The sequence below is a fragment of the uncultured Marinobacter sp. genome (assembly GCF_947488835.1).
GTDB lineage: Bacteria > Pseudomonadota > Gammaproteobacteria > Pseudomonadales > Oleiphilaceae > Marinobacter.
In genome coordinates, this window is record NZ_CANLBK010000001.1 from 96,104 (window position 1) to 113,771 (window position 17,668).

The 17,668-nt window shown below is 54.4% G+C and carries 14 protein-coding genes; 7 read left to right on the forward strand and 7 right to left on the reverse strand.

What is annotated here, in order from left to right; translation table 11 throughout:
* Positions 1 to 8 precede the first annotated feature (8 nt).
* Positions 9 to 1,343 carry a sodium ion-translocating decarboxylase subunit beta gene (locus tag Q0824_RS00445; RefSeq protein WP_298446816.1) on the forward strand — a complete coding sequence of 445 codons (1,335 nt, stop codon included), beginning with the start codon at positions 9 to 11 and terminating at the stop codon, positions 1,341 to 1,343.
* A gap of 67 nt (positions 1,344 to 1,410) precedes the next feature.
* Here Q0824_RS00445 and Q0824_RS00450 read toward each other — a convergent pair whose 3' ends face one another.
* From Q0824_RS00450 to imuA, 4 genes are all read right to left on the reverse strand, one after another.
* On the reverse strand, positions 1,411 to 3,537 hold the full coding sequence (locus Q0824_RS00450; RefSeq protein WP_298446817.1) for a methyl-accepting chemotaxis protein: 2,127 nt from the start codon (positions 3,535 to 3,537) through the stop codon (positions 1,411 to 1,413).
* A 190-nt stretch (positions 3,538 to 3,727) separates the two neighbouring features.
* Complete coding sequence (locus tag Q0824_RS00455; protein ID WP_298446818.1) at positions 3,728 to 6,850, reverse strand: error-prone DNA polymerase; 3,123 nt, start codon at positions 6,848 to 6,850, stop codon at positions 3,728 to 3,730.
* On the reverse strand, positions 6,850 to 8,268 hold the full coding sequence (locus tag Q0824_RS00460; RefSeq protein WP_298446819.1) for a DNA polymerase Y family protein: 1,419 nt from the start codon (positions 8,266 to 8,268) through the stop codon (positions 6,850 to 6,852). Before Q0824_RS00460 ends, Q0824_RS00455 begins: the two co-directional genes overlap by 1 nt.
* A gap of 5 nt (positions 8,269 to 8,273) precedes the next feature.
* Positions 8,274 to 8,963 (reverse strand): translesion DNA synthesis-associated protein ImuA, encoded by a 690-nt coding sequence (gene imuA / locus Q0824_RS00465; RefSeq protein ID WP_298446820.1) that lies wholly within the window; start codon positions 8,961 to 8,963, stop codon positions 8,274 to 8,276.
* A gap of 144 nt (positions 8,964 to 9,107) precedes the next feature.
* Between imuA and Q0824_RS00470 the strand changes: the two genes are divergently transcribed.
* Positions 9,108 to 9,446, forward strand: coding sequence for a 4a-hydroxytetrahydrobiopterin dehydratase (locus Q0824_RS00470; protein ID WP_298446821.1), 339 nt, complete (start codon positions 9,108 to 9,110; stop codon positions 9,444 to 9,446).
* Here the strand turns inward: Q0824_RS00470 and Q0824_RS00475 are convergent.
* A complete protein-coding gene (locus Q0824_RS00475) occupies positions 9,437 to 9,610 on the reverse strand; it encodes a DUF2897 family protein (protein WP_298446822.1) in 174 nt (57 codons plus the stop codon). The two genes, Q0824_RS00470 and Q0824_RS00475, sit on opposite strands and share 10 nt — an antisense overlap.
* A gap of 139 nt (positions 9,611 to 9,749) precedes the next feature.
* On the opposite strand from Q0824_RS00475, the gene Q0824_RS00480 reads away from it, so the two are divergent.
* The 3 genes from Q0824_RS00480 to Q0824_RS00490 all read left to right on the forward strand — a co-directional run bounded on the left by Q0824_RS00480 (position 9,750) and on the right by Q0824_RS00490 (position 11,771).
* Positions 9,750 to 10,052: a monooxygenase gene (locus tag Q0824_RS00480; protein WP_298446823.1), complete on the forward strand. Its 303-nt coding sequence runs from the start codon at positions 9,750 to 9,752 to the stop codon at positions 10,050 to 10,052.
* Positions 10,053 to 10,115: 63 nt separating this feature from the next.
* A complete protein-coding gene (yghU, locus tag Q0824_RS00485; RefSeq protein WP_298446824.1) occupies positions 10,116 to 11,003 on the forward strand; it encodes a glutathione-dependent disulfide-bond oxidoreductase in 888 nt (295 codons plus the stop codon).
* Between the two features lie 42 nt (positions 11,004 to 11,045).
* Entirely contained in the window at positions 11,046 to 11,771 is a 726-nt protein-coding gene (locus Q0824_RS00490) for a divalent cation transporter (RefSeq protein WP_298446825.1), read from the forward strand.
* 1 nt (position 11,772) lies between these two features.
* Here Q0824_RS00490 and Q0824_RS00495 read toward each other — a convergent pair whose 3' ends face one another.
* Together Q0824_RS00495 and ggt are read right to left on the reverse strand one after the other, a co-directional pair.
* On the reverse strand, positions 11,773 to 12,021 hold the full coding sequence (locus Q0824_RS00495) for a YkoF family thiamine/hydroxymethylpyrimidine-binding protein (RefSeq protein ID WP_298446826.1): 249 nt from the start codon (positions 12,019 to 12,021) through the stop codon (positions 11,773 to 11,775).
* A gap of 51 nt (positions 12,022 to 12,072) precedes the next feature.
* On the reverse strand, positions 12,073 to 13,851 hold the full coding sequence (gene ggt, locus Q0824_RS00500) for a gamma-glutamyltransferase (protein WP_298446827.1): 1,779 nt from the start codon (positions 13,849 to 13,851) through the stop codon (positions 12,073 to 12,075).
* A gap of 169 nt (positions 13,852 to 14,020) precedes the next feature.
* Here ggt and purU point away from each other — a divergent pair, with 169 nt between their 5' ends.
* Both purU and gyrA read left to right on the forward strand, forming a co-directional pair.
* On the forward strand, positions 14,021 to 14,875 hold the full coding sequence (purU, locus tag Q0824_RS00505) for a formyltetrahydrofolate deformylase (RefSeq protein WP_298446828.1): 855 nt from the start codon (positions 14,021 to 14,023) through the stop codon (positions 14,873 to 14,875).
* Positions 14,876 to 15,004: 129 nt separating this feature from the next.
* Positions 15,005 to 17,653 carry a DNA gyrase subunit A gene (gene gyrA, locus Q0824_RS00510; RefSeq protein ID WP_298446829.1) on the forward strand — a complete coding sequence of 883 codons (2,649 nt, stop codon included), beginning with the start codon at positions 15,005 to 15,007 and terminating at the stop codon, positions 17,651 to 17,653.
* The last annotated feature ends 15 nt before the right edge of the window (positions 17,654 to 17,668 follow it).

The window sequence follows — 17,668 nt, forward strand, 5'->3', positions numbered from 1 at the left end:
AGCATTCCATGGATAAGTTAATGACGTTATGGACAGGTAGTGGCCTGTTCAATATAGAACTTGGCCAGGTGATCATGATTGCCGTTGGCCTGCTTCTTCTGTTCCTTGCGATTCGCAAAGGGTTTGAGCCATTGCTGCTGGTGCCTATCGGGTTTGGTGGCATTCTGGCGAATATTCCGGAGGCAGGGCTTGCCCTGACTGCGGCAGAAAATGCTATCCATCTTGCCATGAGTGGCGGGAAAGGGGAGTTGCTGGCTGCGCTTGCTGCGCCTCTGGATGTGGCTTATCAGGCTGGGCAAGCAATTACGCCCGAGCTGAAAGAAGCGTTCAAGGTGGCCGTAAAAGAAGCTAGCTATTCCGAAATGGCAGCAGCTAATACGGTCGCTCAGGATGCCGGTTATGGTAATGGCATGCTGTATAACTTCTATTCTGTGGTTATCGGCAGCACCATCGGGCCTCTGGTGATTTTCATGGGTGTTGGTGCAATGACGGATTTCGGTCCGTTGCTGGCTAACCCGAAAACCATGCTGCTGGGTGCTGCTGCCCAGTTCGGTATCTTCGGTACCGTTTTGGGTGCCGCACTGCTGGATTGGCTTGGCATACTGGAGTTCACGATTCTGGAAGCCGCCGCTATCGGTATCATTGGTGGTGCTGATGGCCCGACGTCCATCTACGTTTCCAGTGTTCTGGCTCCGCATCTGTTGGGTGCAATTGCGGTATCCGCATACGCCTACATGGCTATGGTTCCGATGATTCAGCCGCCGATCATGAAAGCGCTGACTACAGAGAAAGAGCGGGCTATCAAGATGTCCCAGCTGCGCCCTGTCAGCAAGCGTGAAAAGATCGTTTTCCCGCTGGTTGTTCTGATCGCTGTGGTTCTATTCCTGCCAGATGCTGCGCCCCTGCTGGGTATGTTCTGCTTCGGTAACCTGATGCGCGAGTGTGGTGTGGTGGAGCGTTTGAACGACACCGCCCAGAATGCTCTGATCAACATCACTACGATTTTCCTGGGTTTGTCTGTTGGTTCCAAGCTGATGGCGGACAAGTTCCTGGATGGCCAGACTCTGGGTATTCTGGGGCTGGGTATCGTAGCGTTTGGCGTGGGCACGGCGTGTGGTGTTCTCATGGCCAAGTTGATGAACAAGTTCAGTAAGGATCCGATCAACCCGTTGATTGGTTCTGCCGGTGTATCTGCGGTGCCGATGGCGGCGCGGGTTTCCAACAAGGTTGGTCTTGAGGCGAATCCGCAGAACTTCCTGCTGATGCATGCTATGGGGCCGAACGTTGCTGGTGTTATCGGTTCGGCTGTTGCTGCGGGTGTGATGATCAAGCTACTTAGCTGATTGTTGCCCTTGTAGTTCTGAAAACCCCGCCTTGCGTTAGCTCGGTGGGGTTTTCTGCTTTTCAGGCTCAGGTTTTCAATCGTCCTAGCTCGGTATCCAGTATTTCAACCTCTTTATCGAGTGATTCACCGCTACCACGCACCCGCTGGGCAAGCTCGCGCAGATCACTTGCGGCATCACCAATAGCGGTCAGATTTCGGTTTATTTCTTCACTAACAGAGCTTTGCTCTTCTGCAGCTGTGGCTACCTGAGTGACGTGTTCAACAATGGTGCCTATGCGCGTTACCACAGATGCTAGCGAGTGATCGGCTTCACGGGTGCCTTCAACGGCCATGGTTGCCCGCTCAACACCGGTATTGATGACCGCTACGGTTTGGTGCACTTCTTGCTGCAGGCCATCGATCATTTGACTGATTTCATCGGTTGATTGCCGCGTACGCGATGCCAGTGTGCGCACCTCATCGGCTACCACCGCAAACCCGCGACCCTGCTCTCCTGCTCGGGCGGCTTCAATAGCGGCGTTCAGTGCCAGCAGGTTGGTTTGCTCGGCAATGCCTCGAATGACATCCAGAATGCGGTTGATCTCATCACTGCGACTGGCGACATGGCCAATCGCTTTGCTAGCCTCGCCCATATCATCGGCTAAGGCGCTTACACCCTCAACAGCAGAACCCAGGGTTTCTTGTGTAAAGCGAATACCATCCTGTGCCTGGCGAGCATTCTCGGCAGACTCACTGGCAAAGCCAGCCACTTCACCTGCGGCCGCTGACATTTCATTCATTGCCGTGACTACGCTGTCTACCTCATGGTGCTGTCGTGTTGTGTTTTCCTCAGTATCCCGGGCAATGGTGCCGACATCCGTGGCTTGCTCATGTACGCGAACATTCACCGCTTTCAGGTCGTTAATCATCTCGCGCAGACGTGCCAGGAACGTATTGAAACCACCGGCAAGTTCAATCAGTTCGGCATGGGTATCAATATTCAGCTCTCGGGTCAGATCGCCTTCAGCGTTGCTGAGGCTATTCATCCGGTCGCGAATTTCATCCAGCGGCCGAATGACAGAACGAACCATCAGGATCAGCATTAATACCGAAAAAATGGATACAACAATGCCCACCAGCAACTGACGTTGTGCCGTTGCTGAAACCTCATTTGAAAGCAGCGTGGTTATTTCATCAAGCTGCGCAAGTGCCGCAGCACGGGGAAGTTCAATCAGCAGCGACCATTCCCGGCCGGCGTCTGCTATCCGAACCGGGTAGGATACCGCGAGCGTCTCACCGTCATCATAGCGGCCTCCATCGCGATGCAGTGCTGCCATTTCGCTGGCCCGCTCGGGCATGGCCTCTGCCAGCGGCCGCGCCAAGGCGTCACCGTAGTGGCTGCTCGCTACGATCAAGCCTTTCTCGCTCAGTAAAGTGACACGTGATTGCCCGTTATAGAGCTGCCCGCTGACTGATTTAACAGTGTCTTGCAGGGTATCAAGGTTGATATCGACACCGACAACGCCCGCAAAGTTACGGTCGGCCATGATCGGCACTACGAGCGTAGTCACCAGCTTGCTGTAGCCGTCTTCAATCTCATAGTTGTACGGTTCCATGATGCAGGAACCTTTGGTTTCCATCGGGCAGAAATACCACTCGGCCTCGCGGGCACCAAATTCGTTCAGTGTGTCATCGTATTTTTCTTCGGGATCATCCACTTGCTCAAACTGGACATCACCATTACGGTCACGGAAATAATAAATCTCCAGTGTGCCGGTGGGAGTGCTGTGTTCTTCAACGTTCCCGGTGAAGTATCGGTCCTGGCCATCGTAAGCATTGGGTTCAAATTGGGCGTAAATAGTACTGAGGTTTTGTTCTGGAATCAGCACTGCTCGGACAGCGTCTGATAGGGCACTACGGCTGATCCGCGCAGAATTATCGGCCGCTATGTTCTCTTGAATAATGTTGCGTACGATTCCCGGAACTTTGAATGCAGCGTTGAACTCACCGCCTACCTGCTCGCCATACTCGCCTGCCGTTGCAAGCAAACGATCCATGACAATATCCTGCACCAGTGTGCCGGTGTCTTCAGTCAGGCGATTTTCCATCTGGCTAAGCGACAATTGCGCTGTCACCATCATGCTGGCACCCATTACGAGCAACAAGCTGATAACCAATGCGTATAGCTTGATCTTAAGCGGTAGCTTTTTCATACCTCAAGTAACCTTCTTGGCTTTAATCATCAATCGGTTTTGTGCGGGGTGTTACATTTTATTGCAGTATATATGGTGTTATCGGCGGGCAAGTTGATCACTTGACGTGATAAACGTAACGGAACGTTAGCAAAAGCCGCTTTGGCTCTATGAGCCTGGGAGGTGTCGCCCAGGGAGTTCAGCAGAATACTTAATGAAAATCTCGCGAACTGACCGGGAGTGTCTGTATCAGATGGCTCAGGTCCGAGAGTTTCCCTGCCATAACATGAACAATTTCCCCCTCTCTTTCCAGAATGCCTTTTACGTGCAACAACCGTGCGGTGAGTAACGGTTTTCGCTGCCGGCGGGCGGTTTCCAGCCAGACCACGACGTTCACGTTGCCGGTTTCGTCTTCCAGGGTTACGAAGGTAACGCCGGAGGCGGAGCCGGGGCGCTGGCGGCCGGTTACCAGGCCGGCTACCTGTACGGGGATGCCGGCTTTGGTGGTTTTTAGTTGTTCAGCGCTGAGGCAGAACTGTAGGTGGCCTTGTTCCCGGAGCAAGGCCAGTGGGTGGCGTTGGAGGGTTAGGCCCTGACTGGCGTAGTCGGCGAGGACGTTCTGGCCTTCGGTGGGTTCCGGTAATTGGTTGCAGGTTTCCAGCTCGTAGTGTTCGTCGTCTTCGGCGGCAGCGAAGAGCTCAGAGGGTTTTTCGTGGCCCAGCAGTTGCCAGTAGGCTTGATGTCGGTTCGCAGCGAACGCGGGCATGGCGTTGGCGCCGGCAAGGAGTTCCATGTCGCGCTGGTTGAGGCTTGCCAAGCGGCGTAGCTCTGTGGAAGACCGGTAGCCAGTTTCGGGGCGATTTTGATATAGGCGCTCGGCGGCACTGCTTGAAAATCCCTGGATGATTCTCAGGCCCAGGCGTAGTTGCAGGTCCGGGCCTTCCAGAGTGTGATTCCACTGGCTGTTGTTGATGTCGAGAGGTAGTGCCACTACGTTGTGGCGTTTGGCGTCCTGCAACAGTTGCGATGGGGAGTAGAATCCCATGGGCTGGCTGTTGAGTAAGGCGCAGTAGAACGCAGCAGGGTAGTGGCATTTTATCCATGCGGAAACGTAAACGAGCAAGGCGAAACTGGCTGAATGGGATTCCGGGAAGCCGTAACCACCGAAGCCGCAAATTTGCAGGTAGAGGCGTTCGGCAAAGTCGGCATCGTGGCCCCGTGAAAGCATACCGTTGATGAGCTTTTCCCGGAACGGCGTCATGTCGCCATGGGATTTCCAGGCAGCCATGGCGCGGCGGAGTTGGTCGGCTTCGCCTGCTGTGAATCCCGCAGCGACCATGGCGAGTTTGATGACCTGTTCCTGGAAAATGGGCACGCCTAGCGTGCGCTCCAACACGCCACGGATGGCGTCGTTGGGGTAGTCCACCGGCTCCAGCCCATGCTTGCGGCGCAGGTATGGGTGCACCATGTCGCCTTGAATGGGACCGGGGCGGACGATGGCAACTTCAATCACCAGATCGTAATAGGTTTCAGGCTTCAGTCTGGGGAGCATGTTGATCTGGGCGCGGGATTCCACCTGGAATACACCAATGCTGTCGCCTTTTTGCAGCATGTTGTAGGTGGCTCGGTCTTCTTGGGGAATGTCCTGCATGCGAAAGGGTTCGCCTTTCTGTTGACTGATCATCTCCAGGGCTTTGCGTATTGCCGTGAGCATGCCCAGTGCGAGCACGTCAACTTTCATCAGGCCCAGGCTTTCCAGGTCGTCTTTGTCCCACTGGATAACGGTTCGGTCTGCCATGGCGGCATTTTCCACTGGCACCAGTTCGGACAGGGGGCCGGAGCTGATTACAAAGCCACCCACGTGTTGGGACAGGTGGCGGGGGAAGCCGAGCAGGGTGTTCACCAGAGCAAAGAACTGGTCTGCCACTTGCGGGTTGCGGGTCAGACGTTTGTCGAGAATTTGCTGGCGCCAGTTGGTGGCTTTGTCACGCCAGTCGATGCCTTCAAGAAGTTGCTCCACCAGTGCTGGATCGAACCCCAGAGTCTTGCCAACGTCGCGAATAGCGCTCTTTGGACGATAGCGGATAACTGTGGCTGCCAATGCCGCCCGCTCTCGGCTATAGCGTCGGTAGATGTACTGGATCACTTCTTCCCGGCGTTCGTGTTCAAAGTCCACGTCGATATCCGGCGGCTCGTTTCTGTCTTTGGAGATGAAGCGTTCAAACAGCAAATCCACCTGTGCCGGGTTTACTTCGGTAATGCCCAGACAATAGCACACGGCGGAGTTTGCGGCGGAGCCACGGCCCTGGCATAGAATGTCGCGGCTGCGGGCGAAGGCTACTATGTCGTGAATGGTGAGGAAGTAGTGTTCATACTTCATCTCTGAAATCAGCCCCAGTTCTTTGCGGATCAGGGCCTGAACAGACAGTGGCGTGCCTGCCGGGTAGCGTCGTCGCTCACCTTCCTGAGTTAGGCGTTTCAGATAAACATCCGGGGTTTCTCCCTTTGGCACCAGGTCTGGGGGATATTCGTAACGCAAGCTGCCGGGCTCAAAGGTGCACTGTTGGGCAATGCGTACAGATTCTTTCAGCCAGGCTTCCGGAAACAACCGTTGCAGGACCGGTAACGGGCGGAGGTAGCGTTCACCGTTCTGGAATAGACAGTGGCCGGCGCTTTCCAGGCTGGTGTGGTTGCGCAGGGCAGTGAGGACATCTTGCAAAGGTTGGCGTTGCCGGTTGTGCATGTGAACTTCGCCAATGGCCGTAATCGGGCAGCGCAAGTGGTCACTAAGCCAGCGGGCTCTGGCCAGTTGCTGCTCTTCACCGGATTCCAGGGTGCGGGCGGCGGCAATCCAGAGGCGGTGTTCGAATAACCGGGTTAACCATTCGCCGCAGGCCAGAGCCTGATCCGCATCAGCTTCGATAGTTGAGGGCGGCAACCACAGGCACAGGCAGTCATCCAGAGCATGTGTTTCCACGTCGCTATGGAAAATCCGGTATTGCCCTTTTTCAGCCCGGCGCCGACCGATGGTTATAAACTGGCAGAGCTGCCCATAGCCTTTGCGAGTGCGCGCCAAAAGAATAAACCGAGACGTGCTGGCACCGGGTGGGCTGTCAGCCAGCTCAAACCAGCTCCCGGTAATCAATTTTACCGGGCTTTCTTTCAGTGCTGCCCAGGCGCGGGGGATGCCCGCAACCGAGCAGGCATCGGTGATGGCCAGTGCTGTATACCCAAGCTCTGCGGCGCGCTCTGCAAGTTCATGGGGGTGAGAGGCTCCAGTCAAAAAAGTGAAGTTACTGAAGCAGAAGAGTTCAGCGTAGGAAGATTCGCCCATCAGCCAAACCACCCGTGTATAAACCAGCCTTCCCGCATATCCCGGAATACCCAGGCCAGTTGTCCGCTGTTCAGTTGGGCTATGTAATAATCCCGGTGTACTCGCTGGCCGTCCCACCAACCCCCGCTGATCCGTTCCGGGCCGGTAAACCAGGCTTTGGGACTTTCTGTGAGCGGCTGAGGGCCTTGCAGGAGCCACAGAGGGCGGCGGGGCAGTTGGCATGCTGTTGTTATCGTTGCACGGTTTGATCGGCGCACATCTGAGGTACTCCAAGCCCGCTCGGGCCGGTGGTCATCCTTGGGCGCTAGCTGTTTCAGTGCGTTATCCCCAAGCCTTGCCTGCAGGCGGCTCATCAGGGTGTGCCAGGCTTCGTTCAAATCCTGGTTTTCGCCTAGCAAATCCTGTCCTCCGGGCACCTCCCGCCCAAGAAACCGCTTAACCGTCAGGCGCAATGACGCGACCGGAGCTTTAAGCGGCTGCTGTTCAAATCGCAGGCTAATGAGGCTCAAAAATGCCTCCGCGCGGTGTTCCGGGCCGGAAGTGCGAATGCGGAGGCGCGTGGGTTCCCCGTGCCGATGTTGGAGCACTAACAATAAACAATCAGTATCCTGCTGGCGCCAACACAGATCTTTTTCCAGCTCAGACAACATGCGGTGCAATGGGAAAAGCAGCCCCTGTGACTGTTCAATATCCTGGACAAAGTCTGCTTGTTGCCGGAAATGATGTGGCGGTTGCCAAGATACTTGAGGGTCTGCCCTGGAGCCTTGAATTTTCTGGATGGTCGCCAGGGTTTCCGGGGATAGTCGCCGTGCCATTTCTGTCGGGGGCAAACTGAAGACTTCACCAAGAGTGCTCAAGCCAAGTCGTTTCAAGCGTGTGCGGGTGCGTACGTCAAACTCCGCAGCTTGCAGGGGTATTCTGCCTAGAGTCCGGAGGATATGGGCTGTATCAGATGTACATTCAGCCATACCGTTACGTGCGATCAGGCCCGCTGCCAAGGGTGTGTGGCCAATGCCCACCCAGGCGGTAAGCTGACGCTCATGAAGCACTTCTTCTATTGTTCTCCAAACAGCCGGAAGGCCACCGTACATTCGCTGCAGACTGCCGATTTCAGCCAACAAACCGTTAGGCGGAACCAACACAATATGAGCTGCATAGCGATACATCCAGAGAGCCTGGTCTTCCAGAATGCGGGCTTCTTGTGATTGGTCTGCTCTTACTATTCCCAGATCCGGCGCAAGGCTGACGGCCGTTTTTAGCCGCATGCCAGCTTTCACGCCCAGGTCCCGGGCGGCAGGGCAGGCCTGTATTACCTTCTGCCCGGAGCCCTCCACAATCACCAGCGCCGCGACGTGTTCACCGGAGCGGCGAATGTGATCCAGCAACAGGTGAGGGAAGTGCAAATGCAGCCAAAGCATAGAAGTTACCGTGCCGCCCCAGGCCATGGGCCTTGAACCACGCGGGGCGCTTCATGGTGAGACAGGCTTGCCCGATGAGCTATGGCAAGCGAGCAGCGTTGGCCCGGCCAGCTGCCGCGGCGTTTTACCACATTCACTTTCAGGCCCTGCTGATGGTCAGGCTCCAGCTCAAGGCGCAAGGCAGCCGGGGAGTTTTGTTCCACGTAGTGGCGCTCACGAAAAAGCACGCAAACATTGCTTCCAGCTTCAGCCGCCAACTGCAAACGCCGGATTTCCCGGGCGGCCAGTTTACCGGGCCAAGCCATGACCAGGCCGGTAACCGGGGAACGCAGGCAATTTTCCAGAGTCCAGAGAAAGTCTCCTTTGTCTTCGGTGTGGATTATGATGACTTGATCCAGGTCGATACCTGCCCGCGCCAGTGCCGGAGCATAGGGCGTGTGAGGCGGATTCAGCCAGAACACGGTTTTACCGGCCTGCGACAACCTCTGCATTAGCGGTATTAACAGAGTCAGCTCACCAATGCCGGGAGTATCCAGTAGGCACTCACTCAAAGCACCTCGGGGCCAGCCCAGCCCGCCGAGCTGGTTATCCAAGGCCTGATAACCGGTCGGTTCTGCCGGTTGAGTGGTTTTGTTGTGTTTGTGTCCCTGCCAAACACGGGCATCCTGCATTAGTGTGTTAAGAAGCTCGCTCATGGTGTAATCTCGGAATACTGTTTAAATATACAGTATTCCGAAGAGGGGCCGATTTCAAGACGCCGGTTGATAAAATGTATGACCGGGCCCATCTTGTATTATGTGTAGCGGTAGAGAATTCGGATATCGGCTCGGAGGTTTTGCATGAGTGGACTGGCTGAACTGCGTTGTGAGGCGTGTAGTGCGAACGCCCCCAAGGTAACTGATGAAGAGAAACGGTCACTGCACAAAGACGTTCAGGAGTGGGACATTCTCAGCGTTGATGGCGAAGAACAATTACGCCGGGTATTTAAATTCAGGAATTTTGCTCAGGCCCTGGCGTTTACCAACACGGTAGGGGAGCTGGCTGAGGAAGAAAATCATCATCCGGCCATTTTATTGGAATATGGGAAGGCGACCATAAGTTGGTGGACCCACGCAATCGGTGGGTTGCACAAGAATGATTTCATCATGGCAGCGAGAACAGACTCGGCTTACCACTGATCGTCTTTTTTTTCCTCGGCTTCAAGTTCTGCCTTGCGCTTGCGGACTTTTTCCAGCTTGTCTTTGGGAATGCTCATTTTTCTGGCTGAGTCCCGAAGCATGAATAAACTGCCCAGAATCAGACCCAAGGCGGCGAGTATAAAAATCCAGCCTATCATTGGCATACGTCAGGCTCCTTTTTAGTTGGAGTAGTGTTGTTGGAGTGGCTTTCTCTATAGTGGCATGTCCCGGCCGGGTTGGCGGCACATTCCACCCCTTATCAAGCATTATGGCAGTGTCTGCCGAAAACAGGAGTGCTACCAGGTGGCAAAACTATTACAGATCGATTTTCCTTTCACGGGTCCGTTTGGTTCAGAAATGGCTGAGGCGCTAAGAGATCTCGCCGTTTCCATCACGGAAGAGCCCGGCTTTATCTGGAAAATCTGGACGGAAAATGAGTCTGAAAAAGATGCGGGCGGTATTTATCTTTTTAAAACGGAAGAGACTGCGCAAGCCTATCTTGAGAAACACACAGCAAGGCTCAAGGGGCTTGGCGTTGAAAAGGTTCACGCCAAGATCTTTGATGTGAACGAGGCATTATCCAAGATTACAGCAGGGCCGATTTGAAACTCTGGCATCCGCATAGATCCGATCCGTCGTAAACAAACAGCATTTAAGGAGTCCGATACAATGAGCGATCCCGGTTATGTTCCCCCCAAAGTCTGGAAGTGGGAATCTGCCAGCGGTGGTGCATTTGCAAATATTAACCGCCCTATTGCAGGCTCTACTCACGAGAAGGATCTGCCGATTGGCAAGCATCCTTTTCAGCTCTATTCACTGGCGACACCAAACGGTGTAAAAGTCACAATAATGCTGGAAGAGCTGCTGGAGCTGGGCATCAGCGAGGCGGAATACGATGCCTGGTTGGTTCGCATTAATGAAGGTGAGCAGTTCGGTAGCGGGTTTGTGGATGTGAACCCCAACTCCAAGATTCCCGCGTTGATGGATCACTCGCAGGACCCTGCTGTTCGGGTGTTTGAGTCTGGTTCCATACTGCTTTATCTGGCTGAGAAGTTTGATAAGTTTCTGCCGTCGGATATCACTGCTCGTACCGAGACACTTAACTGGCTGTTCTGGCAAATGGGCAGTGCCGCGTTTGTGGGTGGTGGTTTCGGACACTTCTATGCTTATGCGCCAGAGAAGTACGAATACCCTATTAACCGCTACACCATGGAAGTGAAGCGGCAGCTGGATGTGCTGGATCGCCAGTTGGCCAATAATCGCTATGTTGCGGGTGACGAATACACCATTGCCGATATGGCCATCTGGCCTTGGTATGGCGCACTGGTAACTAACGCTGTGTACGATGCCGCAGAGTTTCTTGAGGCACACACCTACACCAATGTGATGCGCTGGGCTCTGGAGCTTAAAAAACGGCCGGCCGTGCAGCGCGGGCGAATGGTCAACCGCGCCTGGGGTGAACCAGAAACCCAGTTGCACGAGCGCCATGACGCCAGTGACTTTGAGTACAAAACCCAGGACAAGATTGGTGAGAGTTCTGAAAGCTCTGAGGGCTGAGGGCTCTTAATTCCTGAAGCGTTAATTAAGCCAGGCAGTTTGATGATTTCTGACATTGCTTACATTGTTGGCTTAACGGCACTTGCCGGTATCTGTATTCCTCTTGGCGGATTACTGGCAAGCGTTGAGCGCATTGGTCCCAAGTGGCTGGAACAGGAGTTTCGGCACTTCCTGATCGCGCTGGGCGGGGGTATTCTGCTTGGCGCGGTAACCATTGTGTTAATCCCGGAGGGGCAGTCGAGCATTGGCGACTCCTTCTGGGCTATCCCCGCCATCATTGCCGGCGGCCTGCTGTTTTTCTGGATCGAACGGATGCTTGGGGTACATCACCGGGAATCGCCCCAGTTGATGGGTGTGATGCTGGACTTTGTGCCGGAAGCCGCCGCTCTGGGTGGGCTGATTATAGTGAACCCAGGCCTGGCACCCTTGATGGCTGTACTGATTGCCATGCAAAACCTGCCTGAAGGCTTTAATGCCTACCGGGAGTTTCTGGATAAGCCGGGCTACACACCGAAGAAAACTCTGGCTGGCATGTCCAGCCTGGCAATGGCCGGGCCGGCCGCAGGACTTCTTGGGTACTTCTTCCTTTCTGAACAGCCCGTGGTTCTGGGAGCCATCATGCTGGTGGCGTCCGGTGGGATTCTATACCTGATCTTCCAGGATATAGCGCCCCAGTCCCGATTGGACAGGCACTGGGGGCCACCGCTTGGTGCAGTACTCGGTTTTTGCCTCGCGTTGTTCAGCGATATGTTGGTCGCAGGGGGCTGAACTATTTCGGCCTCCGGTCCCCCTCCATAATTTTTGCCACAAAAACGGACTTTCCATACGTCTCAAATGACCATTTCATGGTATCGGAAAGTACCTTCATAACTTCGTCATACTCACCAAAAATCTCAGTACTCATGCGCCCAGCGACAACTTGCAGGCCGGTTTCTTCCAGCCGGGCAATCAGGTCCCAGATAGGCTGCTTGTAGTCGTCGGTAAGTGGGTAGCAGCTAAGTTGTACAGACAGAAACATAAAAGCCTCCAGTGTTCATATTCACTAGTCGTTTGTTCGGTGCGCAAAACATCAGTAACCCATGGCCGAAGACGTGCTGCGTCTCGGATCTGCGCCGCCGTACAGCGTGCCATCTTCTCCAATCATAATACTCTGAATGGCCCCCATGGCTGAGTTGGTGACCACCTTGTGGCCCCGGCTTTCCAGCAGGCGTATTGTGTCTTTGCTGATACCTTGTTCGATGCGAATTTCATCCGGCAACCACTGGTGATGGATGCGTGGTGCATTGACGGCGGTTTGTATATTCATGCCGTGGTCAATCACGTTCATGAGCACCTGCAGGGTCGTCGTGATAATTCGGGAACCGCCAGGGCTGCCGGTGACCAGAAAGTTCCGGTCGCCTTTGCGAACGATGGTGGGCGACATGGAGCTGAGCATGCGCTTACCAGGCTCCACTTTGTTCGCTGCGCCGCCAATCAGGCCGTAGGCATTGGGCACGCCCGGCTTGGCGCTGAAGTCGTCCATTTCATTATTAAGCAAAAAGCCGGCACCTTGAACAGTAATGCCTGAGCCATAACTGAAGTTAATGGTGTAGGTGTTCGATACCGCATTGCCCCACTTGTCGACAACCGAAAAATGCGTGGTTTCAGGGCTTTCGTAGCTGGCTGGCTGGCCGTAGCGAACGTCTTGGGCAGGGCGTGCCTTGTCTGGTTTGATGCCTTGCCTTAGCTCTTCTGCGTAAGCTTTGCTGGTCAGCCCTTTCAGCGGTACGTCTACATAATCCGTATCGCCCAAATACTCGGAGCGGTCGGCATAGGCAAGCTTCATGGCTTCGGCCATATAGTGAATGGTATCTGCTGAGTTGTGTCCCAGATCCGGGATAGGAAAGCCTTCAAGAATGTTCAGTATCTGTACGATGTGAGCGCCGCCAGAAGAGGGTGGTGACATGGAAAAGATATCGTAGCCCCGATAATTCCCATGCACAGGGGTGCGTACAGCTGGCTGATAGTTTTCAAGATCCTGTCGGGTGATGAGGCCCCCGTGCCTTTCCATCTCTTCAACAATCAACTTTGCAGTTTCACCTTCGTAAAAACCTTTAACGCCCGCGTCTGCAATGCGCTGCAGGGTGTCTGCCAGTTCCGGCTGGCGAAAACGCTCGCCGGCTTGCCAGGCAGAACCGTCTTCTTTGTAAAAGGTTGCCTGGGTTGCGGGCCAACGCTGAAGTCGTTCGCGGGCTTGCTCAAGGCCTTCGCTGAATCGCTGCGGAACAATAAAACCGTCACGGGCAAGTTTGATGGCCGGGGCCAATGCCTGTTTCAAGGAGATAGTGCCGTGACGCTCCAGTGCCAAAGCAAAGCCAGCAACGGTGCCTGGGACGCCCGCGGCCAGATGGGTAAACCGGCTGCGATCCTTGACCACTTCTCCGGATTCATCCTGATACATGGTTTCAGTCGCGCCGGAGGGTGCTTTTTCCCGATAATCTATGGCTTCCGGTTCAGAGCCGTCGCCTTTGGAGATCAGCATAAAGCCGCCGCCGCCGATGTTTCCGGACCTTGGTTGGGTGACGGCAAGTGCGAATCCGGCGGTTACAGCGGCATCCACTGCATTGCCACCGTTTTTCAGCACTTCCAGTGCTACCTCTGTGGCCAGGGTATGACTGGTTGCCACCATGCCGTTAGTGGCGCTGGCGGGATAAAAGCGTTCACCCTCCAGAATGGCCTGGCTGAAAACCGGAGTTGCCAGAGTTGCAAGGTAGACTGTGATGCTCGCCATCAGGGCGAGTGCGCGTAGCCTGCCTGAGGGTGCAGTGAGTTGGGCTTTTCGGATTTGCTGGTGCGGGCCTCTGTCCATGTCTCGATTCCTCGTTTCTGATGTTCAGATAGGCTATAATAGCCCGTCATTTTATAGGGTGCGTACCGACTAACCCTGGTTTCTATTCAGGTTCCTGTTCGGACTGCCGTTTCCGGCAAGAGTTTTCGACGCATCTGCTTTCCCGTTTGTCAGTTAAGGAAAGGCTTTCATGGAGCATACCTACCGTCTTGTGATTTCCTGCCCCGACGGGGTTGGAATTGTCGCCAAGGTGAGTAATTTTCTATCTACTTATAATGGTTGGATAACCGAAGCAAGCCATCACTCCGATACTCATAGTGGTTGGTTTTTCATGCGTCACGAGATCAAAGCTGAGTCTATCCCGTTTGGTCTTGAGCAATTCCGTGCTGCATTTGCGCCGATTGCCCGGGAATTCAATATGAATTGGCATATCGCCGATTCTGCCCAGCCAAAGAAAGTGGTCCTGATGTGCAGCAAGGAGTCCCACTGCGTGGCCGATCTCCTGTACCGCTGGCACAGCAACGAAATCAACGCTGATATTGTCGCGGTTATTTCCAATCACGATGACTTGCGCAGTATGGTGGAGTGGCACGGTATCCCATACCACCATATTCCGGTGAGCAAGGCCAATCGTGAAGAGGCGTTTGCCCAGATCGACGAGCTTTTCGAGGGCTACGAAGCCGATGTGGTGGTGCTTGCGCGCTATATGCAGATTTTGCCCGCCGAGCTTTGTGCAAAGTACTCAGGCAAAGTGATCAACATTCATCACAGCTTTCTGCCTTCCTTTGCCGGGGCGCGGCCTTACCATCAGGCGTACAGCCGTGGAGTGAAGCTGATCGGCGCTACCTGCCACTACGTGACCCAGGATCTTGATGAAGGGCCAATTATTGAGCAGGACGTTATCCGCATTAATCACAGTGACACCATCGAAGACATGGTGCGCCTGGGTAAAGATGTCGAGAAAAACGTTCTTGCAAGGGGGTTGCGCTCTCATATCGAGGATCGTGTGATCACCCACGAAAACAAGACAGTGGTATTTGATTAAGGCTGACGCACCACAGTTGCCCCCAGCAGGGTGCGACTGTGGTAGAGTTGGCGGTTTGATGAAGAATAATTATGGGGCCGGGAAGCGGCCCTGAAACGACTTCCAGATAACGCAAAGGAACCTTTCTCGATGGGTGAATTAGCCAAAGAGATCCTGCCGGTCAATATTGAAGACGAACTGAAGCAGTCTTACCTCGATTACGCCATGAGTGTAATCGTCGGGCGAGCGCTTCCTGACGTGCGGGATGGCCTCAAGCCGGTTCACCGTCGTGTTCTGTTCGCTATGTCCGAACTGAACAACGACTGGAACAAGGCCTACAAGAAGTCTGCCCGTGTGGTGGGTGATGTTATTGGTAAATACCACCCGCACGGTGACTCTGCTGTTTACGACACTATCGTTCGTATGGCCCAGCCTTTCTCTCTGCGATACCCGCTGGTAGATGGCCAGGGCAACTTTGGTTCTATCGACGGTGACAACGCGGCAGCCATGCGTTACACCGAAATCCGCATGAAGAAAATTGCGCACTCGTTGCTGGCGGATCTCGAGAAAGAAACCGTAGATTTTGTCGATAACTACGATGGCACAGAGCGTATCCCCGAGGTTATGCCTACCCGGGTTCCTAACCTGTTGGTAAACGGCTCTTCCGGTATTGCCGTAGGTATGGCGACCAACATACCGCCCCACAACCTGACCGAAGTGGTTAGTGGCTGTTTGGCGTTGATTGATAATCCGGATCTCACCTGCGATGAACTGATGGAGTTCATACCAGGCCCGGATTTCCCGACAGAAGGCATCATCAACGGTCGTGCCGGAATTGTTGAAGCCTATCGTACTGGTCGTGGCCGCATTTATATTCGCGCTCGCCACGAAATCGAAACCGATAAGAAAACCAATCGCGACGCCATCATTATCACTGAGCTGCCGTATCAGCTGAACAAGGCTCGCCTGATCGAAAAGATCGCTGAGCTGGTGAAGGAAAAGCGTCTGGAAGGCATCACCGAGCTTCGGGATGAGTCCAACAAGGAAGGTATTCGAATCTTTATAGAGCTGCGCCGCGGTGAAAACCCGGAGGTTGTGGTCAACAACCTGTTCAAGCACACCCAGCTACAAACTGTATTCGGTATCAACATGGTTGCGCTGATCAACGGCGAGCCAAGAATACTTAATCTTAAAGAAATGCTGGATGCGTTCGTGCGTCACCGCCGTGAAGTGGTGACCCGTCGTACCATCTTTGAGCTGCGTAAAGCCCGCGAGCGTGGCCATATTCTTGAAGGCCTGACCGTCGCACTGGCCAACATCGATGAAATGATCGAGTTGATCAAGGCGTCCCCAAGTTCTTTGGAAGCCAAAGAAAAGTTGATGGCCCAGGGCTGGGCGCCCGGTAATGTGATGGCAATGCTTGAGCGTGCCGGCGAAGATGCATGCCGCCCTGACGATCTGCCAGAAATCTATGGCCTGCGCGATGGCCTGTACTTTATGTCTCCGGAACAGACCCAGGCTATCCTGGATATGCGTCTGCACCGTCTGACCGGTCTGGAAACTGAAAAGCTCCAGAACGAGTACAAGGAAATCCTGGAAAAAATTGCTGGCTTGCTTGAGATTCTGGCTGACCCTGATCGTTTGATGCAGGTTATCCGTGAAGAGCTGGAAGCCGTGGTTGAAGAATTTGGTGATGAGCGTCGTACGGAAATTACCAGCTCCCAGCGCGATCTTACGATTGCCGACCTGATTGATGAAGAAGAGCTGGTTGTCACCATTTCCCACAGCGGTTATGCGAAGACCCAAGCGGTAGAAGACTATCAGGCCCAGCGCCGTGGTGGCCGTGGTAAGGCCGCGACCTCTATGAAAGACGAAGACTTCGTTGAGAAGCTGCTGGTTGCCAACTCCCACGACACCATTCTGTGCTTCTCTAACCGGGGCAAGGTTTATTGGTTGCGTGTGTTTGAGATTCCCCGTGCCAGCCGTGCGTCCCGTGGTCGGCCGATGGTAAATATCCTGCCGCTGGATGAAGGTGAGCGTATCACCACGTTCCTGCCGGTGCGTGATTACCCTGAAAACCAGTTCGTTCTGATGGCAACGTCTGCCGGTGTTGTCAAGAAAACGGCTCTGCCGAACTTCTCACGCCCGCGTAGCAGTGGTTTGATTGCTTTGTCTCTGGACGAAGGCGATACATTGATTGGTGCTGCGATTACTGAAGGTGATGCGGAAATCATGCTGTTCTCTACAGCAGGCAAAGCGGTTCGCTTTAATGAAGAAGCCGTTCGACCGTTGAGCAGAACGGCCCGCGGTGTGCGCGGTATCAGAATGCCGGAAGGCCACCAGGTGGTATCCCTGATCATTCCGCAGGAAGGCGGCGTCATTTTGACCGCCAGTGAGAATGGTTACGGTAAGCGCACCGCGCTTGAAGAGTTCCCAACCTACGGTCGTGGCAGTCAGGGCGTTATCGCCATGCAATGCTCCGATCGTAACGGCAACCTGGTTACAGCTCTGCAGCTGTTTGAGGGTGACGAGATGATGCTGATCTCCGATAAGGGCACGCTGGTTCGTACCCGCACGGATGAAGTATCGGTTCTTAGCCGGAACACTCAAGGTGTGCGTTTGATCAGATTGAGCCAGGAAGACGAGCGCCTGGTTGGTGTGGAGCGGATAGCGGAAACCGACGATGAAGACATCGAAGATGCAGATGTAGACGTTGAAGGTACAGATATCGAAGGCGAAGACGCTTCAACAAACGAAAGCGATACTAACAGTCCGGAACAGGATGCTGGCGAGGAATAAGCCAGCACTGCCGAA